The sequence below is a fragment of the Pseudomonas sp. WPR_5_2 genome (assembly GCF_003634475.1).
Taxonomy (GTDB): domain Bacteria; phylum Pseudomonadota; class Gammaproteobacteria; order Pseudomonadales; family Pseudomonadaceae; genus Aquipseudomonas; species Aquipseudomonas izuensis.
Map to the genome: position 1 here is coordinate 361,786 of NZ_RBLA01000001.1, position 25,403 is coordinate 387,188.

The window sequence follows — 25,403 nt, forward strand, 5'->3', positions numbered from 1 at the left end:
GGTGTTTCGCACTAAGCTTCTTAGGACACAAAATTGGGAATCTGGGACACGAGGAAAACATGTATAGCCTCACGCGAAGCGCTAGCCTTACCGGCTATGAGCCGGTTGCCCGTTCAGTGGGGCTCGATCCTTTTCGTATGCTGCGACTGACCAAACTGCCGGCCAGCATCCTCGACGATCCGAATATCATGATCAGTAGCGACTCAGTGGGATGGCTTCTGGAGGAGTCCGCGCGTCTGTCCGGGCAAGTGGCTTTTGGGCTGTTAATGGCAGAGCACAGACTCCTTTCCAACTTTGGCATGTTGGCGTTGCTAATCCGCGAAGAACCAACACTTCGGGCAGCGCTGCAATCTTGCTTCCGCTATATGCGCCTGCATAACGCCGGTGTGCAATTGCGGCTTGAAGATGCGGGCGATCTGACCTTGCTGCATGTGGGCGTGAACATGCAGGGTCATCATGGTGTCTGGCGTCAGGCTATCGAACAGTCGACCGGGATCATGCTGCGTACGTTGAGTATTCTGAGCGGCAATACCTTCCGCCCGATAAGGGTCTGCTTCACCCATGAATGCCCTTCCAACCTGGAAATCCATCACCGCGTATTAGGGCCCGCTATCGAGTTTTCACAGGAACTCAATGCCATCATTTGCCGCGGGCGCGATCTGGACATGCCCATTCCTGCGGCTGACCCCGCGTTGAATCGGGAGGTCAAGCGATCACTGGACATGCAGCTGGCTAATCTGCAAGACGAGCCGACTCAGCGAGTACGTCAGATCGTCAAGATGCTGCTGCCAAGCGGGCTGTGTTCTGTCGATGGCATTGCCCAACACCTTGGCATGCATCGACGCACACTTAACCGTCACCTGGCGAGTGAAAGACAGAGCGTGACAACGATCATCAACGCTGTTCGTGCTGAACTCGCCGAAGAGTATTTAGCCAATAGCAAGCGCCGACTGTATGAAGTTGCCGAACTTCTCGGATTTTCTTCTGCGGGAGACTTTTCACGCTGGTTCCGCAGCCAGTTCGGCAAGACGCCTTCGGCTTGGGCCACATCCTACCGAGAGAGCAAAGCAACACCCCCGATCTAAATCACTTCAGAAGATAGGTTCAGAGGCGACTCACACGCCTAGCGGTCATCCAAGTCGACTGAACCAACGCATCCTCGACGCTTTTAACTCCACCCTCAGGCATCGACTCATTTTCGTCGTCCCAAAAAGCGAAGAAATTGTCCTGCAATGCCCACATCCTGACTCTCCTGTTACCTACTATAAGGCCGCGACCCGGCTCTGCTCACAAGAGCCCGCAAAACCTGCCGGATACCCATATCCCGCTTCGTCGCACTCCCACAGATTGGCCCAACAATAACAAACGCCGCCGTGAACCAAGGCATGACTTCACTGCAAAGACCACGGCCTGGCAATTAACAATTGAAATGGAGACGCAATGCGAGTCGAACAACTGACCTGTGCCATTGGTGCAGAACTGCACGATGTAAACCTCGGTGACGCAGTGCGCGATGATGGCTTGTTCAATGACATTTACGCGGCGCTTTTGAAGTTCAAAGTGCTGTTCCTGCGCGACCAGGATTTTGAGAAGTTCTCACGCAAAGACCACATGGCCTTCGCGATGCGCATGGGCCAACTCGAAACCCACCCGATGGTTCCCAGCCACCCGGAGGCCCCAGGCCTGGTGCAAATCTACAAGACTCCGGAGAAACCGGCGGATCGCTACGAAAACTCCTGGCATTGCGATACGACCTTTCGTGAAGCGCCCCCGATGGGCGCGGTACTGCGTTGCATCGAATGCCCACCGGTCGGCGGCGATACCATGTGGGCGAACATGGTCTTGGCTTATGAAAAACTGCCGGAATCCGTCAAGCAGGAAATCGAGGGCCTGATCGCCAGCCACAGCTTCAACGCTTCTTTCGCGGCTGCCATGCCGCAGGAAAAGCGCTTGGCGATGAAGGAGCAATACCCGGATGCCGAACACCCGGTAGTGCGCACCCATCCCGAAACCGGCGAGAAAGTGTTGTTCGTCAACGCATTCACGACCCACTTCGTGAATTACCACCGCGAGGGACGTGTCCGCTTCGGCCAGGACTACAACAAGGGCGGTTCCGACCTGATGCAGTACCTGATCAGCCAGGCCTACAATCCCGAGTACCAAGTGCGTTGGCGCTGGAAGCCCTATAACGTGGCGATCTGGGACAACCGTTGCACCCAGCATTATGCGGTGATGGACTATCCGCCCTGCCATCGCAAAATGGAGCGCGCGGCCATCGTTGGCGACAAACCCTACTGATAAATAAACGACCCTGAATTCAGAGGCGCTTGCGAGTGTCTCTGGGATCGGTTACCGGCCTTTGCGTCAAGCTACTTTTGCCATTTGCAGTCGCTATCGAACGACTTCAATGGGTCGATAAGCGACCCTGAGGCGCTGCATTTGTGATTGGCCATGGGGGCTGCTAGTCATCTCCCCCAGGGATCGAATTTGTCCCCATACCTAGCGTGTAAGGCGCGATTGCGTTCGATCCGCCTAATCCACGGATCGTAGTCCTCGGGCAGCTCGGCGAGCTTAGCGCTGATGATCATTTGTATCGCTTCGTCACGCAGTAACCTGCTGGTCAGCTCGCGGCATTCACCACGCGTAACCACACCATAAATGGCGTGATTATCTTTTACATAGAGGTCGGTCATTCCCACCCGCATATGGCCATACTTTTGTACGTCATCGGGGTAGATATCCTCTAGGCTGAGGTATCCCATATCGATCTCCGGGCTAAAAATGTGCTCGCTGAATAGCACTGTTTGCACGCTCCACAATGTTCGAAGACGCCCCCGAAAGCGTGCACCATCATTGAAATCGTTCCTTCGCGCCAGCGCCTACAAAAGCCAGCCAACAGCAGGTGATTTAGTGTGCGCATGATAGCCTCCGGCACAGACGTAACTGTTGCGAGAGTCCGCTTTGAACACACCTACCGCGCATGCCGATTTCAACACCCTGATCAACGCACCGAAATTCTCCGACGACCCCGTTGGGCACTGGCAGAAAAAGCGGTGGCAGCTCATCGCTGAAGACATCATCAAAAGCACATCCAAAGAGGCGTTGCTTGAAGCAAGAGGCCGAGCCGAAGGCTACATCCATGGTCTTGTGGACGCGGGACATTTGTCGACGGGAGATACCGAGCGCGACTATCTTGTCTTAAGCATCGTCCAACGGCGTCGTGAGTTTTTGCAGAGGCTGCTGAACGAGTACGGTTACTGAGTCAAGGCGAGCTGTGAATCCGTCCGACGGCAAAATGAGCATCTCAGGATAGAGGCAGTTTGAAGCGCTCCGCACGGCCAACTCGGAGCGCTGACGATTAAAAGCGTAGGAGGCCTAGTAAGCGATTTTTCAGAGGTTTGACGGAACGCTGGGCATGACTTTGTCCTGGATGGCGTTCCACTCTTCGATCGAGATCAACACAGCGCTCCTTCGCTCACCATCGATGAAAATCGGTTTACTAGTCCTGATCATCTGATCGAGCAACTCGTCAAAGTGGGTTGCTGCTTGAGCAACTGACCATCGTTCTTCCGCCATGTGACTGGTTGGCCCTTTTTCGAGAGGAAAAGCGGACGTCGCACCATCATTTAGAAATGGTCGGCGGATTCGAGAAGCTTCAGTAAACTCGCTCTGCCGAGGCCCCGCTTGAAGCTAGCGATGACGTAATTACCGTCTTGAGTTTCGAGCAGCCAAAACCGCTCCTCTTTCCTCGTTGACTGAATTTTACCTGTGCGGAGAATGGAACCATCCGCTCTGTGGTAGGCATCATCCTTATCAGAGTGATCGAATGAAACCCCGACGCATGTGTCATCCGAAATAAAAGCGTCGCTGATGAATGCCGTGACAGGCACCGTGTATTTGCGAAGGCTTGCTCGCACCAAACGGCTCAGCTGAAAATCGCTGAAATCTTTACTATGAAACTCCAGCTCAATTACTTCAGGCATCCAATCCAAGCTCCAAAACGACTCTGTATAAATTGTCGGCGAGCATCGCTCACCCTACTTTCATCGAAAAAGCAGCACCAATGCTAGCCTCTTTTCTCTGTCCTGCCCCGAGAAGGAGGTAGACCGTACTGTTGGTTTCAAACATGCAGCCTTCTGCGAAGGATTTTCCGAAGTTACTGCGTACCCACATGCCCGCCTGAAATCGATTTCGACTATCAAAAACAACTTCGTGCGCGAACAGAGTCGCGGGCAGTAGACCGAGCCCGGTGAGCTTTTCTTTCTCATCAGGGTTAACCGTAAGGTCGATCAAATTCCACTGCCGAACAACGCAGAATGCTTTGCCTGGGAATGACTTTGCTGCTAAATAGATCAGGTCTTCCTCAGACCCCAACCAGCCAGCCATCTCCGCGCCTGCGCCGTAAAGTAGCTGCGAGATTTCTTCTAACGTGACCATGTAATTTTCTCGAATTCGTACGCAGCGAAATTCAGTTCGCTAAGGTTCATAACTGAGAGACGGCTCATCAAATCTCGATCAGAAAGTCCTGATCGAAACCGCTCTCTTCGGTCGGGTATCCGCGAGGATTTGACACTACTCGGCATCCTCCTTTATCGAAATCCGCAGCGATGTGGGTATGTCCATACACCCAAAGATCGGCCTTCCCCAGAAGCTCAGGCCAATTGTTTGCGTACGCAGCACTAAGGTGTGCAGGAAAATCCCCACTCACGTATTCCGACGTAGGAGCATGGTGCGTGACGACAACAGTTTTACCGGCGAAGGGCTTGTCCAGTTCCCCAGTAAGCCAGGCGTACGCCGCCTGTGATTTTGCGATCAAGTCATCAGGACGCAAACGTCGGAAATTTTCATCGGTTCTGATCACGGTGAAATCGTTCATCCAGTCCCAAGCGACTCGTTTCGCGGCAACGACATCTCCGGTCGACGAGTAATCTGTCCATGCAGTCGTGACCAAAAAGCGTGTTTGGTTCAGGATCAAAATTTCATTTTCAAGGACGTGGACATGTGGCGCTGCGGCGTCCTTCATTTTTCGAAGCGTGCGATCGATGTGGCCGCCGTAATACTCGTGATTGCCGCACACATAGATCACTGGGCAGTGGAATGTGTCATTTGCCCACGAGACTCCACGCAATTTGATATCAATATCACCAGCGAGAATGACTACGTCCGCGGCGCTTGGGGCGGGCTCGAATCGAGCGAAGCCGAGGTGCAGATCTGAATAAATTTGGATTTTCATGGATTATTCTGCTGCCGTTGTAGTGGCAGAACGATTCGGGGTTTGACAGTTGGTGCAATGGAAATGCTTTCCGGCGGCAGTCGTGGCGTCGTAAAACATTCGAAATTTGCTGAACGAGCCTGCGTCGGTCACACCGGGAGAGCTAGTGTAGATTGCTCCGCTATCGACTTTATGGAGCAGTACGCACTCACCGTTTTTGTCGTAGCCGACGATCGCACTGATCAACTTTTCCATGCGTTCTAAGGAACTCCCATTCATGCAAGGGGGAGTCACAACCTGAACCGCCTCAATCATTTGCTCTGTGCTTCGCTGAGAGAGCAGGTGGGCCAGCATCGAAGGGTCTGATGGCATCAATTTTTTGAACCGAGCCCTAGCTCCTTCAAAAATGCGGAAGCGAACGTGATACCAGAAATCCTCGGGGTCTCGCTCGACCATCCGCCAGGCCGAGCGGCCAGGGCCTGGGAAGCCAGGTAGGCCAACCAAACAAGAGTCATCTGAAATAAACATGATGGTCATATCCGTGCATCAATTTTTCGGTTTGAGTGCTCTTAAGGCGTGACTGACACGATGCGCCATTCACGCTCAGAGGCGCTTCCTCTGCATTCAACGAGCCTGGGAATGTGGCTTTCGGTCAGAAAGGAATGAGTCCTTTCCGGCTTTTGGCGTCCATTCGGCAGGTGTCAATTTATGCCTAATGTTTTTTGTTGCATCCTTCTTGGATGTGTGCTTAAGACAAGAAGGCGATCACGATATCAGACCCATTAGCTCTATGTACAGAGTAGCTGGGTCAAAAATTTGCTGGCCTTATCCTCCGTTTTGAGGACAAGTCGTCATGCTGACTCAGAGTCTCGCGGTGGTGCTTCGCGCGCTACGAAAAACTAGAGAGCTCACTCAGGAACGACTCCCCTCTAGTAGGAGCTACGCCTTTGCCCTAGAGGCAGGCACGCCGAAAAATATATCGCTAGGCAAGCTACAGGAGCTTTCAAAGAGCCTTGAGATCACACCCCTGGCGCTTTTGGTGTTGTGCGAGTCTATCGAGAGAGGACAGGACTCTTTGGAAGTCATAGGCAAGCTGAAGGAGGAGCTTCGTCATCTCCGCTCGATCGGCCTAGATGAGGAAATACGCGAGGAGCAGCTAAGCTCCAGCCTCGTATCAAAAGCTAAGGCTCGCGAAATTGCTGACAGCAAGAGACTCGCTGTTAAGCGTCTCAAAGAGGAAGGTAAATCAAGAAAGGAAGTCGCCGAAGCGCTAGGTATTTCAAAGTCATCAGTCCAGAGATTTTGGGTTTGATTGGTTCCAGCAACTCACCTGGCCTCAAGTCATCGCTGGCTAGATTCGCTTTGTTGAAACCAGTAGCGGACAAAAAAGCGATTGTCTCTGGGATGAAGGAAGATGCTAAAAATACGGGTGTGTCAAAGAGCATAGTTGCCATTTTGCCAATCATTGTCGGAAGCCAGCTAACGCTGGCCTCCGATCCCACGCAGTTGCGGGTTCTCTCGCAGCAGTCCTGAGCTTCGCGCGGGCCAATCGCTGGATGTCCCGCGATCATCTGTACGGCAAGATCAAGCCCCGCCATCCTCAGTGGCTGAAAAACGCCGCAACTGTCGTGACGGCGGAGATGCTGGATGCTGGGCAGCATCGCTGATGGTCGCCTCAGGCTACGAAGCACAGTCATCTATGGGGGGAGTATCATGCGGAATTTGAGAGAAAAACTCAAAAGCTGGATGCTCTAGGAGTTGTTGCGGACAGGCTCAAACAATTCACGCGGGTAGGCAAACTAATTGGGGAAAAGACGGGATGGAGTCTTCCTGATGAATTTAGTTCAAGTCGCGTTACTCTGATGCGATCAGGGTTTCAAGTTAAAGTGAGACTGCGAAAAAGCTTGAAATACACCAAGCGACTATTGGTAGAAAATGGCGTAAGAGTAAAGCCTTATGACGAATATTGAAATTACGATATATTTTAGGAGCTAGGCACTCTGGCTCGCCTCACGCATGCCTTCAGCCGTTTAAACCACAGTCTAGAACTTCTGTGCGGTGACCTTTCAGGAATATGCCAGAAAAATCCTTGTGTCATTTCGTCGCCTCGTCCTCCCTCAGATGCAACCATCGAAATGGTTGCAGTCGAGCGCAAAAATTCTAATTGAGACATATTCCTGACGGGCAATTAAAGGCAATTCATTAAATGATTATACAGGTATTGCCACCCCCTAGAACTCTTATGAATATCAACAACTTACATCAAGCCATGGCAATACATTATGATTCTTTACCTCTACACCTATAAGCCAGATTACTCCATCGACGTGTTGATATTTCGAAGTGATCTAAAAAACATTTCAGCACCCAAATATAAAACATAGAAATTGCCAGCAGGCGGCAATAGTCCGATTAATAGTCATATGTTACACCTCCACTGTTCAACGGCTTCAACCCCATACGTCTCCTGCCAAAGCTTCAGAACCTTATTCTTACTGCTTCGTAACGAGATGGTCTCTCCAGTGTGAGGGTTCCGATAGCTCTTCTCTCTGCGAGTCGCCGCTTTCACGGAACTGATGGTTTGTGAGCCCGAGCGTATCGAAACGCCATTTTTTCCGCGACCTTTGGATGTGCGGTATTGAGCAGACGGAGGAGATGGCAACTCTCCATTTAGAATCTTGCGTATGTCCTCCAACGAATAATCGTAAGCCGTCAGCAGATGAGAGACTTCACTAAGGAACAAGTATCTGTAACCAGCCTGCAGAGCTACCGCAGATCCATCCATGACCATCTTAAGCCCTTCAAGATACTCTTTAGTCTTGGGTCGTAAAATCACAGATGTCACTTTACCCTCCTCTCATTACCAACCTTTACATTGACTTCCCACTAAAACCAGGAGCCCGCTAAAGCTATCACTGAGTATCGCAGCCAAGTAATTACAAGCTTCTAGGCGCTCTCCTCCACCTCGCGATTGTGCTTGGCCAAACCAGCGTCCAAGACTTTACGTAGTGCAGCTTGTCCTATTTCGTTAGTGCACGCGAATTTGAACAGATCTTCCAGCGAATTGGATAGCGACTCTGAAACTTGTTTTTGACGAGCATCCCATTGCTCATCAGAAATTTGAGCACTATCACTTAATACTATTGCGCGCGCTTCTTCGGCACTAAACCCATATCGATCAGCAATCGCGTAAAACTTCTCAAAGAAATCTCTTGCTCTCGCAAACTCCATACGCTCCCGCAGAGAGTCAAGCTCCTCGCTCTGCTGAGCGAGCCTCTGTTTCGCCTCGGCCAGCTCTCGCTCTAAATCCTTACGAGTCAATAGCTTAGTCATGGCAATCAAACCTCGCACCGTAACCTACGATGTCAGTATAGCTGACCTTTTTTCTCAATAAAGGTCTGAGCCCACACATTATCCGGTTCAGTCGCGGCATCACAAAGAGCTAAATGCCAATTAAAAAATGTTCATCAATGAGCAGGAAGTGTTCGGCTTTTAACTTTTAATGTATGCGCAAAGCACCCTAAAATATGGCGCAACAGCCGGATTGCACATACATAATATTGCTCTAGATCATTTACGACTCGGCCTGTATCCAAAAACCCAACCGATCTGTAATAGATCGTCGAAGGGTACATCCCGCTGCGCCGTACATTTGATGCTTGCCCAATGCTCGGGCAAGAACATTGTGGTCGCAGCGTATGAAATTTCGGAACGGCAGGTTGGGAACGCTCCCCGGGCGGCACCCAATACACTGTGGAGAAACGCTGCTTCCGGTTGCTTGATCACGTCATAAGCGATACCGATCAGGAGGTAGGCTGTCAGGGTCTGCCGGGGGCTTGCGGTCAGATAGTGTCCATGAAGATCACCTAGACTCCGATTGCTGGTGTAGAACACATGAATCAGATCTCGCGAGTCGAAATACGCCCTAGCGAATCCACCCGGCGATCTTTTGTGAATTGGCTCGTGCAACAAGACGTTCAGTAAAAACCGTGCTCCGGCGGGCGAAAGATTGGGGCAGACGCCCCTGAGAACCTCGTTAATCATCCAACTCTGAACCCGCAGGATCAGTAATCCTACCTTGCGTTCTTGCACCAACAGTTTTCCATCAGAAAGCGTGCCGCTTACCAGCCTTCGTTTAAGCCTGAAAAGTGGCGACTGGACGTATTCACTAAAAGCCTCCCAAGCCTTAAAGAAAGGATCCGGATTTGGATGCTGCAGAACAGAGAGTGTTACGGGCATCTCGTGCTTATCACACACGCAATATCCGTACTGCCGCCATGCCTTGCGCCATGAAGGGAGTCGCCCATGTGCCACGTCATCAGCCAGGCATTGCGGGCAATATGCTAGTAGGTAATGGCTCGGAAGTATCCCGGTATCTTGCAGTAGAAACGTTCTGGCGAGAGTCGGAATACGGAGTGCTTTCGGCAACACCTTACCTGCCGCTACTAAGTCTGAAACGCGATCTACGTCCCTCGCCCCGCGACATTTCGCCGCTTGCCGGCAGCTATCCAATTCTGTACCGGTTACCCACCAGACGCGGTTAACGCGTTCCGCATGAGCCAAGAGGAAAAGGTCTCATCATCGGCGGGCCGACAGAAGCCGCGAAACCAAGTCATTTTCCGAGGCGTATGGGAGCGTGTCGTTTCAGAACGGGGGTTTACCAAGCACCGTATATGGCGAATGGTCACGCCTACCAAACCATCTGAGAGCTGGTACAGCTCCAACGGCAGGGACTCGGGGATCTCAGGGGATCCGGTCAGCCTTTCAATGGTGTCGGTGACAAAACCTATGTAAGAAGCACCAAATGGCATTCTCTTGACTTGTATCCTCGAGAAAGAGATCTCTTCAATCTGAAGGCCCTCAGCCAAGGCGTCGCTGCATTGGGTTGTGGCGCACAAGAAAACAAATTTTGAAGTTCCGGAATGAATGAACCCGGCGATTTTCGCAACCACGGGTGATGCACTGCTGTAGGGGCGCCTCATGTACGATTGCACTTCATTCACGACGGTCACCTGAATACGACGTAACTTGAACGTGGCGCTGTAGACGGACTCAATTTGGGACTTCTGACCCGCCATCATCTGAGGTGGCAGCCCCAGAGCTTCGACAAGCCCATCGATCAACGTTGGGTTTGGCTGAGCAGGTACTTCCGGCAGCTCCAACACATTGATGCATTGTCGACAGAGCCTTCTGCATAGCTGATGAATTAACGCGCTCATACCACAACCAGCATCGCCAGAAAGCAAGATCACCTGCGTGTCAGCATGAGACTCTGAGGCTTCGTTCGCGGGCTGGTACGGCGGTGGTTGCATCGCTGCAGCATGCTGTTCTGAGGCATGACTGTTTACTGCAAGATGGGTTGCCGATTGCGCGAGAGAATTTCGGACTATCTCCAAGCACTGTTGAAGTACCGATTCATTGCCTGAGGAACTTATCCACCGCGGAAATCGCCCCATTTTGCCTCCAGGCACGCGTTTTAACGCGAAATGCAGATCGGCCTTGGCCCCAACCTGCAGAGTGGGAGAGAAACGATCAAGCAATGCCTCTGAGCGCCTTCTATCCATAGTGTTGTTCGGGCGCAGCGGGCTATCTTTGGTCGTCGACGTCTTAGGAGCTGATGTCTGAAGAAGTATCCTGAGCTGCGGGGATATTGGCGGCCTTCGGGGAGCGCTTGCGTTTCCCGGATTTAGCGCGACGTTGCTTCAGGGCGGCTTGAGTGCTTTGTGCTGGCCCACCCCCTGTATCCGACTCCAGCATGATGTCGTCCTCGCTCAACGCACCGAGGAGCGCAGCGTGCATAGTTTCAAACAACTTCAACGTGATGCACTCCTGGCCGTTGCGTATGGCCTCGATCGCGCAAGCGCGAAGTAAATCCGTGATCGCCCTGGTGTTACCCCGCAGCCTAACGACTGAAGCCATGAAGTCCACACCATCGACGATGGACTCTTTTTTGAGCGGAAGATGGCTGACGAAACCCGTCAGAAAGTTTGCTAACAATTCACTATCTGATTTCCATTCCTCAATCGTCACCCTACGGATCGTGTAGCGGCTTGTGAGCTGCGTATCTGGGGCGAGCACCTCGTAGAGTTTTTGGATGCCAATTATGATCATCGTGAGCCCGTAATCGCTGTTGGAAAACGACCTTAGGGCTGTGAGATTTGCATTGCCACGCCTGGCACTGACTGCACGCCCAAGATCGTGCGTCTCATCCAGCACTACACCACGAATGTTTTTCTCCCTGATCAAACGCCACGCTTCATGGACGTTATCGTAGGTGGCATAGGGATTTCGGGGTGTTTTGACCACCCCCAGCGCACGGTGCAAAATGGCCCGAAGATCCATGTCCTCCGCGTAGTTGGCCAGGTCGATATACAGGACTTTGCCATGCGGCGAGTCCTCGAAAACCTCTGCGATCTTTTTGCCTAAGGTCGTCTTGCCAGCACCGGGTGGGCCCACGATAACGAGACCGATGTTGCTGTCTAATCGCTCGGCGGCTAGAAGGTCGGAAACCATGTCGTAGGTCTTCATGAACTCAGGCATGACCATGAAAATCTTTCGACGACACGCCTGGATGCGCTCCTCGTCAGATTTGTCCATAAACTTGCGTGCGGCCTCACTGAGATGGTTCATCTAGCTCTCCCCGAGCATCGCTGATGCCCGCTGTGTGAAATCACGCTTCATATGGGTGGTCGGGGTCTTCGGCTTCCGCTCGCTACGGGAGTGATACTGCTTGTCGATGAGGCCGGCCTCCAAGGCGCGCCGGTGCTTCGCTTCGTTCTGGGCATGGCCTTCGTTGAGCAGTTGTGTGGCTTTGATGCCTTCTGGGCTTAGATGACCTCGTTGATCGAGAAGTTTTCGCTGGAGCAAGAACTCCATCATCGTGCGCGGGAGTATGTCTTTGTCGATTGCGTCAAGTTCGATCCATTCATTCTTGGCCGACAAATAAGCCCAGATCGTATGAATATTAAGCGCATCTGGTTTAATAAGAAGTTTCCGGCGAGTATGATCCTTGGCGGCTCGAATATCATATTGGATGCCGCGATACTCCGCGTAGCAATTGGTGCACGTGATTGAGCGCTCTGGCAATATTTCAAGCGCAAAGCGTTTCGGGTTGAGAATCGCTTCAGGTAGCAGCATTCGCCCATTTGCGTCGGTATAGTATTCTTTCCAGCGTCGAGCTGGAGATTTGCCGGAGAAATCTGCGGTTTCGTTGTACTGGCAAATCGCCTTGGTTAGCTCGATCAGAAACTCCCGGTAAGTCATTACCGAGTCTTTGGCTGGATCAAAGTCGCGAGTACGCAGTGGGCGTGAACAAGTCGTACCACGCTGCAGGTGGATAAACTTTGTGTTCAATGTCCCGAAAGTTCTTTCGACTTTTCCGCCCGCCTGTTTCGATTGACGGAACCTCACCTTCATGCCCCATTTTTCGCATGCACGACGGAAGGATTTGGAGCGAAACTCTTTCGCGTTGTCAGTAAAAATGACCTCAGGCTTCCCATAGTAGGGATACGAGAGGCCTCCAAGGCCGAGTCCCTCCATGAATTCGGTTTTGGGCATCAGCGCGTGTAGCATCAGATTCGAAACAGTTCTGCAACTTGGTGCATCGAAGGTAAGATGAAAGCCTACAATCACTCCCGTGTATGGACAGACAGCGAGTGAAAGATAGGGCCTTCCGATTGGCTTATCATCTGTTTCAGAGCGCAAGAATATATCGGCAAGCGTGTGATCGAGCTGAAGTTCCTGCAGGGCTCGCGAGAGCCGGCGAGTTTTCCGATTTGCATACTTGTCTTTTGCTGTGGGATCGCCTTTCTTCTTGGCCTCCCTGTCCTCGGCAGGTATGAGCATTATCCGCTTACGCATGACCGACAGCGATGGGTATGGTATCTCGCGTTTGTGGCATTCTGCTTGGAGCTTTGAGTGGAGGTAATTATACGTCCAGCCTTTGACAGCATAAGTGTTGTAGCAGTAGATGATGGCGTCTTCTTGATCTGCGCTTAGCAGCGTGCTGCCCTTCTTGCGTCCCTTGGCATTCACAATCATAGATGCGATGCCGATCTCTTCATCAAACTGATCGTATAACGTGTAGAAGGTGCTACGGCTGATTTTTAGCTCAGCCATGACATCTTCTTTGGTTTTGAGATCAACATCTCCATCGATGAACTTTTTGAATGCGTTATAGCGATCCTGCGCCAGAGCCCACTGTTCTTCTGTTATTGGGTCAGCCGCTACGTCGTTATTGGCATCCTCGGCGCGCACCTTGATGCTCTCCTGCATTTTCACGAGGTCGCTAAGGTTCAACTTGATAAGGTTGTTTATATCTACATCCATCGTGGCATCAGTGCTTACGCAGCGAATCCTCACCAATTGCCGTTCGCGATCGACTACCTCCTCGACTTTGTAGAGCTGGCTGTCGGGCCCTTTCTGGATGACCAGGCTTCCTGTCTCGATCATTTCAGCGCGCTCCTAGGGGGAGCATGTGGCATCTGAACGATGGCCAAGGGGTAATCAGACAGGCGCTCAGCCATTTCGGAGATCGGATATTCCGCGGTGGAATGGCTCACCACGGCCAAGGTATCGAGGGTTGAGGGTGCTTTGGATTTCATGACTGTTCTCATGAACCATGAAAATCGAAGGTATAGCCCTCCTCAGGAGTAAAATCAAAATTATCGAAATAAAATTTTTCTATCTTCATGATTTTAAAAAATATTTTTTTAATGTTGGAAATTTTTTAATGCTGGATTTTTCCACTGAATATCCAGCGTAAGAAAATTTTTTCGGCGAAAGTTTAGGGGCGTCAAAGAGTTGAGGGGTGTCCGTTAATTTGGAAACGCTGACAATGAGCCTCCTAAGGCACTAACACAGACCTGCTCCCTTCCCTACTTTTCAAGATCAACCAAAATCAACTCGCCCTTGAGGCTGCCATCATGGAGCTCACGCTTTGGGTCGAACAGCGTGGATCGGGTGACGTTGCCGAAAACGTTCGAGGTGCTCTGCAGGCCATCAACAGGGACGAAGAGTTCATCAATATAACTCTCGCGATGCTTATGGCGCCGGAGTAACCAAGGCTCGACTTTGGTAACTTAAAAGCCTCCTTCGTTTTTCGCTAGGTACGTCGACAATACAACGGGGGCCAAAGTTACTGGCCCCCGTCGCAATACCGACTTGATGAGTCAAACTTCTATAACGATTTTGCCGATCTGAGCGTTGGACTCCATGTACTGATGAGCCTCAACAATCTGGGCTAGCGGGAACGTTTTGGCGATCAGCGGATTCAACGCACCAGCCTCAAGCCCCTTGGTGATGAAGGCTTTGGCCAGACTCAGGCGCTCAGGCTCTTGGGTGATCTCAAATAGCTGATATCCGCGAATAGTCAGGTTCTTGCCGAGTACTTCCCATACCGGAATGCTCATATCACCGGTTTCGAGAGCGCCGTACTGGAAGAAAATACCCCGGGTAGACAGCGAGCGAAGAATGTTTGCAACCTCAGCTCCTCCGACCGGGTCGAACGCCATACGAGCGCCCTTTCCGTCAGTAATGCGGTTGATCTCACTGACCAGATCCTGCTCTTCAGTTGCGATCACGTAGGCAGCCCCGGCATCCAGAAGAGCTTGTCGTTTCTCACTTGTACGGGTGAGCGCAACAGGCACCGCACCCACCAAATTTGCGATTTGAATGGCAGCTAAACCGACGCTACTGGAGGCTGCGCGAATCAGTACAGTTTCGCCTTTTTGGAGTTTTCCAATATCGATAAGGGCCCCGTATGCAGTAACAAACTGCATCCAGGTTGCCGCTCCCTCCACTGCCGTCATACCAGCAGGCTGCATTACAACGGCGTGTAGCGGAGCGATGACCAGTTCTCCATACATTCCGTAATCAGCGAAGGAAAACGCAGGGATGACGTTGACCTCATCGCCAACATCGTACTCTGTTACACCGTCACCGATGCTTTCGATGGTGCCAGCTGCTTCATAACCCAAGATGGCAGGCATTTCAGGAACGAACCCGTATTGGCCGGAACGGTACATCGCCTCGGCGCGGTTCAGCCCCAAAGCTTTCACCTTGATTCGAACCTCTCCGGCGTCGGGTTCACGTACATCGACTTCATCGATCTGGAGCACTTCTGGGCCACCAATACGGTGGAAACGGACGACTTTTGACATGGGTAAACTCCCGGTATCTGGAAAGCGTCAAAGGTAATCCGTCACTGCACTGCCCAGAAGTCCGGACAGAGATACAGACTGTTATCCAAAAAATAACAATCCGGTCTAGGTCAGATTATGTGTGGCCATCAAAGCCTTCAGCCATTGCACAAAGGCTTCGACCTTTGGCGGCAATAGATCTCGGTGGGGGTAGAGGATAGAAATCCGCTTGGAAGGTACCGGGTAACCGTCCAGTACTCGAACAAGCGAACCGTCTTTCAGATGCTCTCGCACTGTTAACTCAAGCCCTTGAATCAGTCCAAACCCGGCTAGTGCCGACGTAACGAACGCTTCGCTATCATTCACGTTGATTCCCGAATCAAGGCGCATAGTCTTCACCTGCCCGTCCACGACGAAGATCCATTCGATTGGCCGTGGATTGGTACCGGAGAAATAATTGACTGCTCGATGGGTGTCCAGGTCAGCTAAAGTGCGGGGCTCTCCAAAGCGCTCAAGGTAGGCCGGCGCAGCACATGTCACCATCGGTAGAAAACCTACGCCGGTAGCGACCATGCTCGAGTCTTCGAGGGCCCCCAACCGCACCACACAATCCACTCCCTCTGCGATCATGTCGATAGGCTTGTCACTCGCACCAAGGGTCAATTCGATACCTGGATACTGGCTTTGGAACTCCATCAGGGACGGGATGATAAGCATCTTCCCCAAGGCTACAGGCAGATCTACGCGCAGCTTTCCAGTGAGACGTGCTGGACGATTACCCAATGACGCCATGGTCTCATCGACCTCGGCCAAGATGGCTTTGCACCGTTTGTAGAACACTTCACCCTCAGGAGTGAAGCTCACCTGGCGAGTTGTTCGATTAAGCAATCGCCCACCCAGTTGCAGCTCCAAAAGTTGAATCGTTTTTGAAACAGCAGGTCGATGAAGGTGTAAGGCCTGCGCTGCCTTGGTAAAACTGCCGGTTTCCATGACGCTGACGAAAACCTGCATCGAGTGAACGATGTCCATTAAAACGCACCTGACGAAGGATCATCACAGCTTACTCCCCTCGTCTCTGCCAACAACGGCAAGTTCGTGCGATCCACGTCCACTTTTAACTCTGGGGACATCGGGCGTCAGATAAAAGCGTCCACCCGATGTGAACCGATGGCAATTTACTTCGTAGGTTTAATCCACCTCGCTGATGCAAACGACTTTAGGCTGCGTCATGTCCTCATACGCAAATCGAACACCTTCGCGCCCCAAACTTCCGTACTTAAAACCACCGAAAGGCATGGCATCGAAACGATAATCGGAAGAGTCATTGATCATCACGCCACCCGCTTCAATCTGACGCGCTAGTTTCAAAGCTTTGGAAATATCACGTGTGAAAAGACCTGCATGCAAGCTGTACTCTGTTGCGTTGGCCAGAGCAATTGCGTCTTCCAGATGGTCAAAAGGCTCCAGGATAACCACAGGCGCGAAGACTTCCTGCTGCCAAATCGTACAGCTATGCCTCACATGCTCAAGCACGGTCGGCGCATAGCTTCCCACCTGGCGATGGTGCCCACACAGAAGTACGGCCCCCTCGGCCAGTGCTTCGCTTACCAATTGTTCGGTACGACGGGCCGCCTGTTCCGTAATCATCGGGCCTATATCCGTTGTCCGCTGGTCAGGATCACCCACTACTAAGGCGCGCGTTTGGCTGACAAAACGCTCACGGAAGTCCTCATAAATTGAACGATGTATAAGGATGCGTTGAGTGCCGATGCAATTCTGCCCTGCTGCCCAAAAGGCACCAGACACACAGGACTCCACGGTCGGTTCGATATCACAATCTTCAAGCACAAGTACTGGGGCATTTCCTCCCAGATCCATTGCCAGCTTCTTCAACCCTGCACTACGAGCAATGGCCTCACCCGTGGCAAAACCACCCGTAAAGGAAATCATCCGAACTTCGCGAACCTCCACCAATGCTTTACCCAAGTCGACGCCACCAGTCGCCGGGGTAATCACAGAGGGTGGAAGACCCGCTTTTACCAAGCACTCAACGAGCTTGAGTGCAGACAACGGCGCGAGTTCCGAGGGTTTCAAAATCACGGCATTGCCACCGGCGATTGCCGGGCCGAGTTTATGGGCGACCAAGTTCAGTGGATCGTTGTAGGGAGTGATCGCGACGATAAGCCCCAACGGTTCCCGCGTGAACCAACCTTGACGCGACTCCGATCCTTCATAAGCCCCAAATGGAATCACTTCCCCGGCGTTACGACGAGCCTCTTCCGCCGATAGCTTCAGCGTGTTCACACAACGCTTCACTTCCTTCTCTGCTTGTCGCAGCGTCTTCCCCGCCTCTGCAACAATGAGTTTGGCAAACGCTTCAGCCTCAAGTTCTACATGCCGGGCCGCCTCCTCAAGAATGCGCGCACGCAAGTGACGAGGCATTGCCGCACTCTCGCGCACGCCGATTCGCGCGCGTTCCAACAAGCCAGGAACTGCGGCGGCATCGAGGCAAGGGACGCTCCCTACCAGGCGACCATCGAATGGACTGAACACATCAATCTGTTTGGCTTCAACAAGCTGGATACTGGCCATGCTGGATACGCTCATGACGATCTCCTGTTATTTGCCGTGGGCGGTGTGGATGGCGACGATGTCCGACAGCAATGCGAAGGCCGTCTCGATACGCCCTGCCCCAGGCCCGGACACGGTGACAGCTCCCAGCAGTTCGGTATTGAATGACACTGCATTCGTAGCACCGCTGATTCCGGCAAGAGGATGTGAGTTCGACAGTAACCGAGCTTCGACACTCGCTCGAACCGAGCCATCTGCTTCACGAACGGCTGAGCCAATCAGTTTCCAGCTCGCGCCATTGGCACTTGCCTGGGCAATATCTTGCGCGCTGATACTGCTGATGCCCGAGCACGCAACATCGCTGACGTTCAGTCGTGCATTGAGCAGCTCGTTGGCCAGGATCACCACCTTGAGGCGTACGTCAAACCCTTCCACATCAGCGGTTGGATCAGCCTCGGCGTAGCCGAGCTGTTGCGCTTGTAAGACGGCATCGTTGAACGTCAGGCCGTCTTTCATCTGGGTGAGCACGTAGTTGGAAGTACCGTTCAGAATGCCTTCGAAGCCTTGTACGTTGGCACCCGCCAAGGCCTGCTTGGCCAGACGAATTACGGGGGTGCCACTCATCACCGACCCCTCGTATTCGAAAGCGACCTGGTTGCGACGGGCCAACGCGTTGAGCTCGGCACCGTGCAGCGCAATAGGCCCCTTATTGGTGGTCACTACATGAATGCCGTTTTCCAAAGCCCAGCGGCAAAAGGTAGTTGCAGGCTCGCCATCCACCGGATTGGTAAAAGTGGCCTCAGCGATGATGTCTGCACCGGAATGCTTGATCACGGTTTCGTTGAAGGCCTCAGCATTGCCGCCGGGCAGTTGAGCGAATGCGCCTTTCTCAACCGGCAGCGCAACCAACTGCTTTGCATCCAGACCGTCTTTAGCAACGATGGAGCCCAGGAACAGGTCGGTGACACCGACAATTTTAATAGTGAAACCCAGGGCCTCTTTCCACTCGGCATTACGATCGGCGACCAATTGGGCGAAGCCACGGTTCACGCCACCAAATCCTACCAAGGCAATTTTGTACTCAGTCATTTGCGCTGTTCCTATTGATGTTGTTCGATAGGAACATGCTAAGAGCCTGGCTTTGGCAGTTGAATATGGCAAAGTGCTGTATTAACTGGGCGTTTTGCCCAAGCGCGATGTTGTCTCCGAAATTGCACTTCACATGATCAACTGCTTGCACTCGAACTGACCATCGATTGCTTCGGATTTGATAAGCACTCATCGAAACCATGATCGGCAAAGAGTTGCCCGTTGCCGCCGGTAGCGGCGACAGGCAGAAAGAGGCCGATTCTGTTGAAAAAGTCGGATTTTCATCTGGCCTGAACTCGGGCAAGACCACCATTGGAGAACCTACTCACCACGTTGAGTGGTTTTTCGGCCCTTCGTTGAGCTTTGCAGCTCGGTTATTGGATTGGTTTGAGGGGTTTCGCTTCGTGCAGACGCACCTATCCTGTGATAGGTGGCCCTTGCGAGGTAAATTTGGCCAGCCGTCGCAGATTCTGCACCGCAGCGGCCAGCGTGAACTCATCGGTCGCGCCTCTCATGCCACGTAGTCGCAGGCGATCCAATTTCAGGATGCGCTTGAGATGGGCAAACAACATTTCGACCTTTTTACGTTCGTGGCGAGAGCGCACGTACGCAGGTGTCGCTGCGATTCGCCGAGCCACATCGCGCACGGCTTCATGGACGCTGCGAGCGATCTTGCGGAACGCAGTATTTGGGCAGCACTTGGCTTTCATCGGACAGGCCACGCAGTCGGTCTGCCGGGATCGGAAGATGATGGTGTTGGCTTTGGTGACGTGTGAACGCTCGTTCTTGAAGGCTCGCCATTCGCTACGTAATGCATTGCCGGCCGGACAGAGGTATTCCTCAGCCTCTTCATTCCAGTGGAAATCGTTGCTCGAAAAACTGTCGTTCTTACGCTCGGTTTTGTCCCACACCGGCACATGCGGCTCGATGTCCTTTTCCTCCACCATCCAGGCCAGCATCGGCGCCGTACCGTAAGCGGTGTCGCCGATGAGGCGTTCCGGCTTGATGTCGAACTGCGCTTCGACCCGCTCGATCATGGTCTTGGTGCTCTCGACCTCGGCCGTGCGATGAGCCGGTGTAGGTTCCACATCCACGATGACACCGTGCTCGGTATCGATCAGATAATTCGTGGAGTAAGCGTAGAACGCTGGGCCACCTGGAGCAGCGGTCCAGCGGGCCTGAGGATCAGTCAGCGATAGGCGTTTCGGTAGCGTTTCGGCCAGAGCCTCTTCATCGAGTGCTTCAAGGTATTCACGTACGGCGCGGGTGCTTAGGGACGGATCGCTCCAGTTGACCTGTTCATCACCCGGCACGCCGCGCTGCCGACTTGCATCCGCTTTGATGATGCTGGCGTCCACGGCAAAGCCTTCGCCCTTGACCAAACCCGCATCCATGCAGCGACGTAGCACCTCATTGAACAACCAGCGAAACAGATCGCTGTCCCGAAAACGGCCGTGTCGGTTCTTGGAAAAGGTCGAGTGATTGGGGACTTCATCTTCAAGACTCAAGCGGCAGAACCAGCGATACGCCAGGTTCAAATGAGCCTCTTCGCACAGTCGCCGCTCGGAGCGAATGCCGTAGCAATAGCCCACAATCAGCATGCGAATCATCAATTCAGGATCAATCGAAGGACGCCCAATCGGGCTATAGAAATCGGCGAGGTGATGGCGCAGATCGCTCAAATCGAGACATTGATCAATGCTGCGCAGAAGGTGATTGGCGGGGATGTGATCTTCAAGGTTGAACGAGTAAAAGAGGCGTTCCTGCCCACTCGATAACTGTCCCATCATGCTGTGTGCTTCCCTGCTGGCCAATACTGAGATTCTGCTGGAGCTCAGACAGGGAAGCTACTTTTTCAACAGAATCGGCCAATAAGAGACAGTGGACATTACCCACACCAAGGCGCTAGCGTCAGCCCCTTCAATGTGAGGGCTACACCATGGATGCTATTGCCGACTACTCAAATGAACACCATCGCCGTTGCGTCGTGGATCTCTGGGAAACCGTTTTCGGCTACGAAACCGCGCATAACACCCCCAGCCTTGCTATCGACAAAAAACTAGCCGTTAAGGACGGTCAAGACTAGGAAGCGTGCTGGTCAAATCCGATGCAAATGGCTGCTCAGGTCAATGCAGTTGCTCGGTTGTCAAAACACCGCTGAAAGGACGAACGATGTCACGGTGTTTTCCACCCCTGGCATGGCCGCGATTTCCTTCCACACGAGATGGACACGTTCAGGTGTGGCGGCATTCACACGCAGCATTAAATCGAACTCACCACTGAGTACTTCACACTGCACGACCTCGGGAATGGAGCGCAGCGCGGTCAGGACTTCTTCGCCACGCATGCGGTCGTAGCGGTAGACAAAGATCACCGCGCTGATAAGCGACGTAGGCCGCCGCGACTCACCGAGAAGTACCGTATAGCCCTGGATCGCACCGTCGCGCTCAAGACGCTCGATGCGCTGGCGCACCGCATTGCGCGACAAGTTGATCTTGGCACCCAATTCGATATGGGCTATTCGCGCATTGGCAGTAAGTTCGGCCAGTATGCGTTCGTCCAACGGATCGAGAATGCGCTTCATGCAGGCCTCGGCTGTGCCTGACGAAGAGCCTGGCACAGACCGTCCAGATCGCCCTTGGCCAGGTACGGTGGTTGCGCGCGCACCTCGACACTGCTCGGAACGCATGCTTGCCAAACGCCCAATTCGGTCAACAGCGCCGCTGACTTGGCCGGCGCAATTTGCCCGAAGGTGACCATCGGAGCGCCCAGGCTGCGTCGATGAAGCCTGCCGGCCAGTACACCGACAGCGGTGTGAGGATCAATGGCCGAGCCTGTCTCTCGGAACAGCTCGACTACTTCATCGCGCACCTGGGATTCGTGTACGGCATAGGAATCGAAGAGCACTCGAGCACGCAGCCATTGCTGGTTGCCGATGCTCATCTCTCCGCAACTTTCAAAATGCTCCATCAGCGCATTTGTTGAGCAACCATCGTGCTCGTAAATCTCCCAGATAAACCGTTCAAGGTTGGAAAACAACGAGAAGTCCATCGCCGGCGACACTGTTCGATTAGTCATCCGGGTGGAGTAGCGATTGCAATGAAAAAACTGGTGCAAGGCATCATTGCTGTTGGTGGAAATGATCACCTGATTGATGGGTAGTCCCATTTTCTGCGCAATATAACCGGCGTAGATCTCGGCCGAGCTGGCAGCTGGGACACTAAAGCCAACGGGACGCGTGCCACCGCCCAGTTGCAAGGCCGCGTGGAAGTAAAAAACGATCTGGGCCAGGACGCCGACCCAATTGGTCGAGTTGAAACAGACCGGCAACACTCCGTCCAATGGCCACTCACGCAAGAGCCGAGAGACCAGCGTCTGGCAATCATCGAAATTTCCGTCAACCGGAAACAGCTGAACCCGCTGCGGGTCGGCTGCCTGCAAGGCACTGAGTTGCTCAGGCGCAAGCCCGTCGCGCGGATACAGTATCGCCATGCGGGCGGCCGGGCAGTTAGCAAAGGCTTCAAGCGCCGCGACGCCGGTATCACCGTTAGTTGCACCGACCACCAACGCTTCTTTACCGACCTCCTCCAGAAAATGCTCGACCAGGCGCGACTGCAATTGCGCCGCGAAATCCTTGGAAGAACCGGTCGGGCCATGAAACAGCTGGAGTATCCACTCGTTATGCCCGATCTGTTCAAGTGGCGTAATAGCGCGGTGCTTGAATTCTTGATAGCTGTCACTGAGCAAGGCACGTAGAGTGCTTTCGTCTATGGAAGAGCCAACAAAAGGCGAAACCACTCGCCAAACCAACTCATCAAACGGCAGCCACGACCAGCTGGCAATCTGTTTCTCGGTGAAGACAGGCAAACTGGCCGGGACATAGAGACCACCATTTTCGGCGAGCCCCGACAGAACCACACTGCGAAAATCAGCATGCATGTCACCGCCGCGAGTGCTTACGTAATGCATGTCTACTCCAATTCAGGTCTACAAAAGGCGATGGGCTTGAGCCACCAGCCAGGTTGAAAAGTGGGTGGCATCCGGAGATAGAGCTTTGCTCTGCTCGTGCACCAGATAAAAAGATTCGCTTGCTTCGATCCGATGATTGAATGGCGCAACCAATTGCCCATTCTTAAGTAAATCCTCAACCACGGAGGAGCGCGCCAGTGCAACGCCCTGCCCCAACTCCGCCATGCGAATCGTGGAAATCAACGTGTCAAACTGGAGGCCGCGGGAGTAGTCGACATCGTCTGCGCCCACACGTTTTAACCAGTAACCCCAACCCTCTTCGTACCCCAGCACATGAAGAAGAGAATGGTTCACCAAGTCGCAAGGCTCATGTATGGGAGCCCTGGCCATGAGCTCCGGGGAGCAAACAGGCTGAAGGATGTCCCAAGTCAATCGCTGAGCGTGCAAACCCGACCACTCACCGCATCCCCAGCGAATCTCCAGGTCATCCTCGCCGTCCGGCTCTTTCACCCAAACATTGCTGATATATCGAATATCAATCTGGGGATACTCCCGACAGAAATCTGCAAGTCGAGGAGCCAACCAGTAGTGCAGAAAAGAAAGGCTGCCGCGCACCTTCACGTGCCGTCGATTGCGTTGGCCGAAAATCTCGTTTGTGCCAACTGCCAGGCGACTGATTGCGTCTTGTACGACAGGCAGGTACGACTGCCCTTCCTCGGTCAAATCAAGCCCTCGAGGTAAGCGCTTGAACAGCGCCACGCCGAGGTGGCTTTCCAGCTGGCGGATCTGCTGACTCACAGCCCCTTGAGTCAAGTGGAGCTCCTCCGCCGCGTGGGTAAAGTTTAAATAACGCGCCGATACTTCAAATGCCCTCAACCAATTTAAGGGGGGTAGTGACTTTTGACTCATCGGCGCAACCTCATCAGGACTTTATCAATGCTCAATCATTGCCTGAGATGTTCACGCGGTGCCAGAGGAATGAACCGCTGCTGCTATAGCCAACCGCTCCGCTCTCTTGTTCCGAGTGATCCAGTAAACGAAATAGCACCACGCGATAAAGGGCAGGCCGAAATAAAGCGCCACTCGCTGCTCAGGATCAAATGCAATACCGACGCAGGCCAGGAGGCAGCACAACATTGCACCGATAGGCACCCACGGATAACCACGCACACGGAAATGCAGGTCTTCAACTCGGCCGCCATTAGCGACGTACTGCCGACGGAACGCGATCTGACTTGCTGCGATGCTCATCCAGACGACTACAACAGCCAGACCGGAAATGGACACCAAGGCCAGGTAAACCGTATCAGGGGCAAGCACACTGCTGAGCAGAGAAGCCACTGCCCCCGCCATACTGAGAACAATGGCATTCACCGGTGTGCCGCGGCTGGAGAGCCTGGCGTAGCACTTAGGCATATGACCTTGATCGCTCAATGTCCACAGCATGCGCGATGCGGCATACAGACCAGAGTTAGCGGCGGAAATCAGTGCCGTGAGAATGACGAAGTTCATAATGTCGGCGGAGTATGGGATGCCAATCAGCTCAAACACCATGACGAAAGGACTTTCTACGAGCCCCGCTTGCTCCCGTGGCAATAACGTTGCGAGGACGAAAATTGTTCCGACGAAGAACAGAGCCAAACGTACTACTGTCGTGCGGATTGCCTTGGGCACGCTAGTTTGTGGATCGTGCGCCTCACCTGCCGCAATTCCGATCAGCTCAGTACCGGAAAATGCGAAAGAAACAGCCAAGAGAGTCATTGCAATAGGTAAGAATCCGGTGGGGAAAAGCCCCTCACGGGTGAAGTTGGATAATCCCGCGCCCTGCAAATTCTGCGTGTGAACAAGACCGATAATTGCCGCTCCACCGATCACAATGAACGTGATAACCGTTAGAACCTTAATCAGCGAAAGCCAAAATTCAGTCTCCGCAAACAGCCGGACAGAGACGACATTACTTACAAAAACTGCAATGGCAAACAGCGCACTCCAAATCCAGACCGGTGTGTCGGGAAACCACCGAACCATCAGGATGCCCGCAGCAGTAAACTCTGAACCTATCGCTACTGCCCAAGTGAGCCAGTAAAGCCAGGCCACTGTATAGCCTGTGCCTGGGCCCAGGTATCGCGTTGCGTAACTACTGAACGATCCGGTTTCCGGCATCTGTACAGCCAATTCACCGAGACAGACCATGACTAAATACACCATCACTGCACCAATGATGTAAGCGATCACTGCGCCGAGCGGCCCTGCTTGATTGACCGTGTAGCCAGAGGTCAGAAACAACCCCGTACCGATCACACCTCCCAACGCCAACATAACAATGTGTCGAGTTTGCATTTCTTTTTTGAAATGCGAGTTTGGATCGGATCGATTAGTGTCTAACTGTATGGTCATAATCGTTTTCTCATGAAAGGTGCGAA

The 25,403-nt window shown here is 53.0% G+C and carries 26 protein-coding genes and 1 pseudogene; 6 read left to right on the top strand and 21 right to left on the bottom strand.

Translation table 11 applies throughout. From position 1 onward, the window contains the following. Nucleotides 1–59: 59 nt before the first annotated feature. Nucleotides 60–1,085, top strand: coding sequence for an AraC family transcriptional regulator (locus tag BJ917_RS01670; RefSeq protein WP_121101329.1), 1,026 nt, complete (start codon nucleotides 60–62; stop codon nucleotides 1,083–1,085). 355 nt (nucleotides 1,086–1,440) lie between these two features. Then, entirely contained in the window at nucleotides 1,441–2,298 is an 858-nt protein-coding gene (locus BJ917_RS01675; protein WP_121101331.1) for a TauD/TfdA family dioxygenase, read from the top strand. Between the two features lie 167 nt (nucleotides 2,299–2,465). On the opposite strand, the gene BJ917_RS01680 is transcribed toward BJ917_RS01675, so the two are convergent. Beyond that, on the bottom strand, nucleotides 2,466–2,762 hold the full coding sequence (locus tag BJ917_RS01680; RefSeq protein ID WP_121103075.1) for a hypothetical protein: 297 nt from the start codon (nucleotides 2,760–2,762) through the stop codon (nucleotides 2,466–2,468). 199 nt (nucleotides 2,763–2,961) lie between these two features. Between BJ917_RS01680 and BJ917_RS01685 the strand changes: the two genes are divergently transcribed. Further along, the gene (locus BJ917_RS01685) at nucleotides 2,962–3,261 is read left to right on the top strand and encodes a hypothetical protein (protein WP_121101334.1); all 300 of its coding nucleotides are present in this window, start codon (nucleotides 2,962–2,964) and stop codon (nucleotides 3,259–3,261) included. Between the two features lie 365 nt (nucleotides 3,262–3,626). Here the strand turns inward: BJ917_RS01685 and BJ917_RS01695 are convergent, their stop codons facing one another. The 4 genes from BJ917_RS01695 to BJ917_RS01710 form a co-directional block, all read right to left on the bottom strand. Next, on the bottom strand, nucleotides 3,627–3,983 hold the full coding sequence (locus BJ917_RS01695) for a hypothetical protein (protein ID WP_121101340.1): 357 nt from the start codon (nucleotides 3,981–3,983) through the stop codon (nucleotides 3,627–3,629). Nucleotides 3,984–4,032: 49 nt separating this feature from the next. After that, the gene (locus tag BJ917_RS01700; RefSeq protein ID WP_121101343.1) at nucleotides 4,033–4,437 is read right to left on the bottom strand and encodes a hypothetical protein; all 405 of its coding nucleotides are present in this window, start codon (nucleotides 4,435–4,437) and stop codon (nucleotides 4,033–4,035) included. A gap of 67 nt (nucleotides 4,438–4,504) precedes the next feature. After that, complete coding sequence (locus BJ917_RS01705) at nucleotides 4,505–5,233, bottom strand: metallophosphoesterase family protein (RefSeq protein ID WP_121101346.1); 729 nt, start codon at nucleotides 5,231–5,233, stop codon at nucleotides 4,505–4,507. 3 nt (nucleotides 5,234–5,236) lie between these two features. Beyond that, nucleotides 5,237–5,749, bottom strand: coding sequence for a hypothetical protein (locus tag BJ917_RS01710; protein ID WP_121101348.1), 513 nt, complete (start codon nucleotides 5,747–5,749; stop codon nucleotides 5,237–5,239). 316 nt (nucleotides 5,750–6,065) lie between these two features. Between BJ917_RS01710 and BJ917_RS01715 the strand changes: the two genes are divergently transcribed. Continuing rightward, a complete protein-coding gene (locus BJ917_RS01715) occupies nucleotides 6,066–6,524 on the top strand; it encodes a helix-turn-helix domain-containing protein (RefSeq protein WP_121101351.1) in 459 nt (152 codons plus the stop codon). A gap of 1,107 nt (nucleotides 6,525–7,631) precedes the next feature. Here the strand turns inward: BJ917_RS01715 and BJ917_RS32595 are convergent. The 7 genes and pseudogenes from BJ917_RS32595 to BJ917_RS01740 form a co-directional block, all read right to left on the bottom strand. Further along, a complete protein-coding gene (locus BJ917_RS32595) occupies nucleotides 7,632–8,003 on the bottom strand; it encodes a hypothetical protein (protein WP_372237698.1) in 372 nt (123 codons plus the stop codon). Nucleotides 8,004–8,158: 155 nt separating this feature from the next. Continuing rightward, the gene (locus BJ917_RS01720) at nucleotides 8,159–8,545 is read right to left on the bottom strand and encodes a hypothetical protein (protein ID WP_121101354.1); all 387 of its coding nucleotides are present in this window, start codon (nucleotides 8,543–8,545) and stop codon (nucleotides 8,159–8,161) included. 237 nt (nucleotides 8,546–8,782) lie between these two features. Continuing rightward, on the bottom strand, nucleotides 8,783–9,451 hold the full coding sequence (locus BJ917_RS01725; RefSeq protein WP_256658485.1) for a hypothetical protein: 669 nt from the start codon (nucleotides 9,449–9,451) through the stop codon (nucleotides 8,783–8,785). Between the two features lie 9 nt (nucleotides 9,452–9,460). Beyond that, nucleotides 9,461–9,643, bottom strand: a pseudogene (locus tag BJ917_RS32600) (hypothetical protein); the annotation flags it as partial. Nucleotides 9,644–9,735: 92 nt separating this feature from the next. Continuing rightward, nucleotides 9,736–10,752 (bottom strand): hypothetical protein, encoded by a 1,017-nt coding sequence (locus BJ917_RS01730; RefSeq protein ID WP_147432532.1) that lies wholly within the window; start codon nucleotides 10,750–10,752, stop codon nucleotides 9,736–9,738. Between the two features lie 67 nt (nucleotides 10,753–10,819). Then, a complete protein-coding gene (locus tag BJ917_RS01735; protein ID WP_121101363.1) occupies nucleotides 10,820–11,842 on the bottom strand; it encodes a TniB family NTP-binding protein in 1,023 nt (340 codons plus the stop codon). Beyond that, entirely contained in the window at nucleotides 11,843–13,663 is a 1,821-nt protein-coding gene (locus tag BJ917_RS01740; protein ID WP_121101365.1) for a DDE-type integrase/transposase/recombinase, read from the bottom strand. It abuts the gene before it with no gap. Between the two features lie 413 nt (nucleotides 13,664–14,076). On the opposite strand from BJ917_RS01740, the gene BJ917_RS32150 reads away from it, so the two are divergent. Then, nucleotides 14,077–14,271 carry a hypothetical protein gene (locus BJ917_RS32150; protein ID WP_121101369.1) on the top strand — a complete coding sequence of 65 codons (195 nt, stop codon included), beginning with the start codon at nucleotides 14,077–14,079 and terminating at the stop codon, nucleotides 14,269–14,271. Between the two features lie 111 nt (nucleotides 14,272–14,382). Here the strand turns inward: BJ917_RS32150 and BJ917_RS01750 are convergent, their stop codons facing one another. The 5 genes from BJ917_RS01750 to BJ917_RS01770 all read right to left on the bottom strand — a co-directional run bounded on the left by BJ917_RS01750 (nucleotide 14,383) and on the right by BJ917_RS01770 (nucleotide 20,801). Continuing rightward, nucleotides 14,383–15,372: a zinc-dependent alcohol dehydrogenase family protein gene (locus tag BJ917_RS01750; protein WP_121101372.1), complete on the bottom strand. Its 990-nt coding sequence runs from the start codon at nucleotides 15,370–15,372 to the stop codon at nucleotides 14,383–14,385. 105 nt (nucleotides 15,373–15,477) lie between these two features. Further along, nucleotides 15,478–16,380, bottom strand: a complete 903-nt coding sequence (locus tag BJ917_RS01755; protein ID WP_121101375.1) for a LysR family transcriptional regulator — start codon at nucleotides 16,378–16,380, stop codon at nucleotides 15,478–15,480. A gap of 159 nt (nucleotides 16,381–16,539) precedes the next feature. Beyond that, complete coding sequence (locus BJ917_RS01760; RefSeq protein ID WP_096511537.1) at nucleotides 16,540–17,958, bottom strand: aldehyde dehydrogenase family protein; 1,419 nt, start codon at nucleotides 17,956–17,958, stop codon at nucleotides 16,540–16,542. 12 nt (nucleotides 17,959–17,970) lie between these two features. Beyond that, complete coding sequence (locus tag BJ917_RS01765) at nucleotides 17,971–19,011, bottom strand: homoserine dehydrogenase (RefSeq protein WP_121101377.1); 1,041 nt, start codon at nucleotides 19,009–19,011, stop codon at nucleotides 17,971–17,973. Nucleotides 19,012–19,427: 416 nt separating this feature from the next. Next, on the bottom strand, nucleotides 19,428–20,801 hold the full coding sequence (locus BJ917_RS01770) for a transposase (protein ID WP_121101380.1): 1,374 nt from the start codon (nucleotides 20,799–20,801) through the stop codon (nucleotides 19,428–19,430). A 149-nt stretch (nucleotides 20,802–20,950) separates the two neighbouring features. Between BJ917_RS01770 and BJ917_RS01775 the strand changes: the two genes are divergently transcribed. Further along, nucleotides 20,951–21,097 (top strand): hypothetical protein, encoded by a 147-nt coding sequence (locus tag BJ917_RS01775; protein ID WP_256658486.1) that lies wholly within the window; start codon nucleotides 20,951–20,953, stop codon nucleotides 21,095–21,097. Between the two features lie 60 nt (nucleotides 21,098–21,157). On the opposite strand, the gene BJ917_RS01780 is transcribed toward BJ917_RS01775, so the two are convergent. The 4 genes from BJ917_RS01780 to BJ917_RS01795 are packed head-to-tail and all read right to left on the bottom strand — an operon-like array spanning nucleotide 21,158 to nucleotide 25,377. Next, complete coding sequence (locus BJ917_RS01780; protein ID WP_018925939.1) at nucleotides 21,158–21,595, bottom strand: Lrp/AsnC family transcriptional regulator; 438 nt, start codon at nucleotides 21,593–21,595, stop codon at nucleotides 21,158–21,160. Continuing rightward, nucleotides 21,592–22,980 (bottom strand): threonine synthase, encoded by a 1,389-nt coding sequence (thrC, locus tag BJ917_RS01785; RefSeq protein WP_121101383.1) that lies wholly within the window; start codon nucleotides 22,978–22,980, stop codon nucleotides 21,592–21,594. Before thrC ends, BJ917_RS01780 begins: the two co-directional genes overlap by 4 nt. Before the next feature lie 18 nt (nucleotides 22,981–22,998). Continuing rightward, nucleotides 22,999–23,889: a LysR substrate-binding domain-containing protein gene (locus tag BJ917_RS01790; RefSeq protein WP_121101387.1), complete on the bottom strand. Its 891-nt coding sequence runs from the start codon at nucleotides 23,887–23,889 to the stop codon at nucleotides 22,999–23,001. Between the two features lie 51 nt (nucleotides 23,890–23,940). Further along, nucleotides 23,941–25,377 carry an amino acid permease gene (locus BJ917_RS01795; RefSeq protein ID WP_121101390.1) on the bottom strand — a complete coding sequence of 479 codons (1,437 nt, stop codon included), beginning with the start codon at nucleotides 25,375–25,377 and terminating at the stop codon, nucleotides 23,941–23,943. Nucleotides 25,378–25,403 lie beyond the last annotated feature (26 nt).

Bases quoted from the DNA above. Each gene is read 5' to 3' on its own strand.
- BJ917_RS01710 (WP_121101348.1), bottom strand. From the start codon at position 5,749: ATGACCATCATGTTTATTTCAGATGACTCTTGTTTGGTTGGCCTACCT.
- BJ917_RS01705 (WP_121101346.1), bottom strand. From the start codon at position 5,233: ATGAAAATCCAAATTTATTCAGATCTGCACCTCGGCTTCGCTCGATTC.
- BJ917_RS01755 (WP_121101375.1), bottom strand. From the start codon at position 16,380: ATGGACATCGTTCACTCGATGCAGGTTTTCGTCAGCGTCATGGAAACC.
- BJ917_RS01775 (WP_256658486.1), top strand. From the start codon at position 20,951: ATGGATGCTATTGCCGACTACTCAAATGAACACCATCGCCGTTGCGTC.
- BJ917_RS01740 (WP_121101365.1), bottom strand. From the start codon at position 13,663: ATGATCGAGACAGGAAGCCTGGTCATCCAGAAAGGGCCCGACAGCCAG.
- BJ917_RS01770 (WP_121101380.1), bottom strand. From the start codon at position 20,801: ATGATGGGACAGTTATCGAGTGGGCAGGAACGCCTCTTTTACTCGTTC.
- BJ917_RS32595 (WP_372237698.1), bottom strand. From the start codon at position 8,003: ATGGTCATGGATGGATCTGCGGTAGCTCTGCAGGCTGGTTACAGATAC.
- BJ917_RS01670 (WP_121101329.1), top strand. From the start codon at position 60: ATGTATAGCCTCACGCGAAGCGCTAGCCTTACCGGCTATGAGCCGGTT.
- BJ917_RS01720 (WP_121101354.1), bottom strand. From the start codon at position 8,545: ATGACTAAGCTATTGACTCGTAAGGATTTAGAGCGAGAGCTGGCCGAG.
- BJ917_RS01795 (WP_121101390.1), bottom strand. From the start codon at position 25,377: ATGACCATACAGTTAGACACTAATCGATCCGATCCAAACTCGCATTTC.
- BJ917_RS01790 (WP_121101387.1), bottom strand. From the start codon at position 23,889: ATGAGTCAAAAGTCACTACCCCCCTTAAATTGGTTGAGGGCATTTGAA.
- BJ917_RS01760 (WP_096511537.1), bottom strand. From the start codon at position 17,958: ATGAGCGTATCCAGCATGGCCAGTATCCAGCTTGTTGAAGCCAAACAG.
- BJ917_RS01735 (WP_121101363.1), bottom strand. From the start codon at position 11,842: ATGAACCATCTCAGTGAGGCCGCACGCAAGTTTATGGACAAATCTGAC.
- BJ917_RS01675 (WP_121101331.1), top strand. From the start codon at position 1,441: ATGCGAGTCGAACAACTGACCTGTGCCATTGGTGCAGAACTGCACGAT.
- BJ917_RS01680 (WP_121103075.1), bottom strand. From the start codon at position 2,762: ATGGGATACCTCAGCCTAGAGGATATCTACCCCGATGACGTACAAAAG.
- BJ917_RS01765 (WP_121101377.1), bottom strand. From the start codon at position 19,011: ATGACTGAGTACAAAATTGCCTTGGTAGGATTTGGTGGCGTGAACCGT.
- BJ917_RS01700 (WP_121101343.1), bottom strand. From the start codon at position 4,437: ATGGTCACGTTAGAAGAAATCTCGCAGCTACTTTACGGCGCAGGCGCG.
- BJ917_RS01780 (WP_018925939.1), bottom strand. From the start codon at position 21,595: ATGAAGCGCATTCTCGATCCGTTGGACGAACGCATACTGGCCGAACTT.
- BJ917_RS01695 (WP_121101340.1), bottom strand. From the start codon at position 3,983: ATGCCTGAAGTAATTGAGCTGGAGTTTCATAGTAAAGATTTCAGCGAT.
- BJ917_RS01715 (WP_121101351.1), top strand. From the start codon at position 6,066: ATGCTGACTCAGAGTCTCGCGGTGGTGCTTCGCGCGCTACGAAAAACT.
- BJ917_RS01750 (WP_121101372.1), bottom strand. From the start codon at position 15,372: ATGTCAAAAGTCGTCCGTTTCCACCGTATTGGTGGCCCAGAAGTGCTC.
- BJ917_RS01725 (WP_256658485.1), bottom strand. From the start codon at position 9,451: ATGCCCGTAACACTCTCTGTTCTGCAGCATCCAAATCCGGATCCTTTC.
- thrC (WP_121101383.1), bottom strand. From the start codon at position 22,980: ATGCATTACGTAAGCACTCGCGGCGGTGACATGCATGCTGATTTTCGC.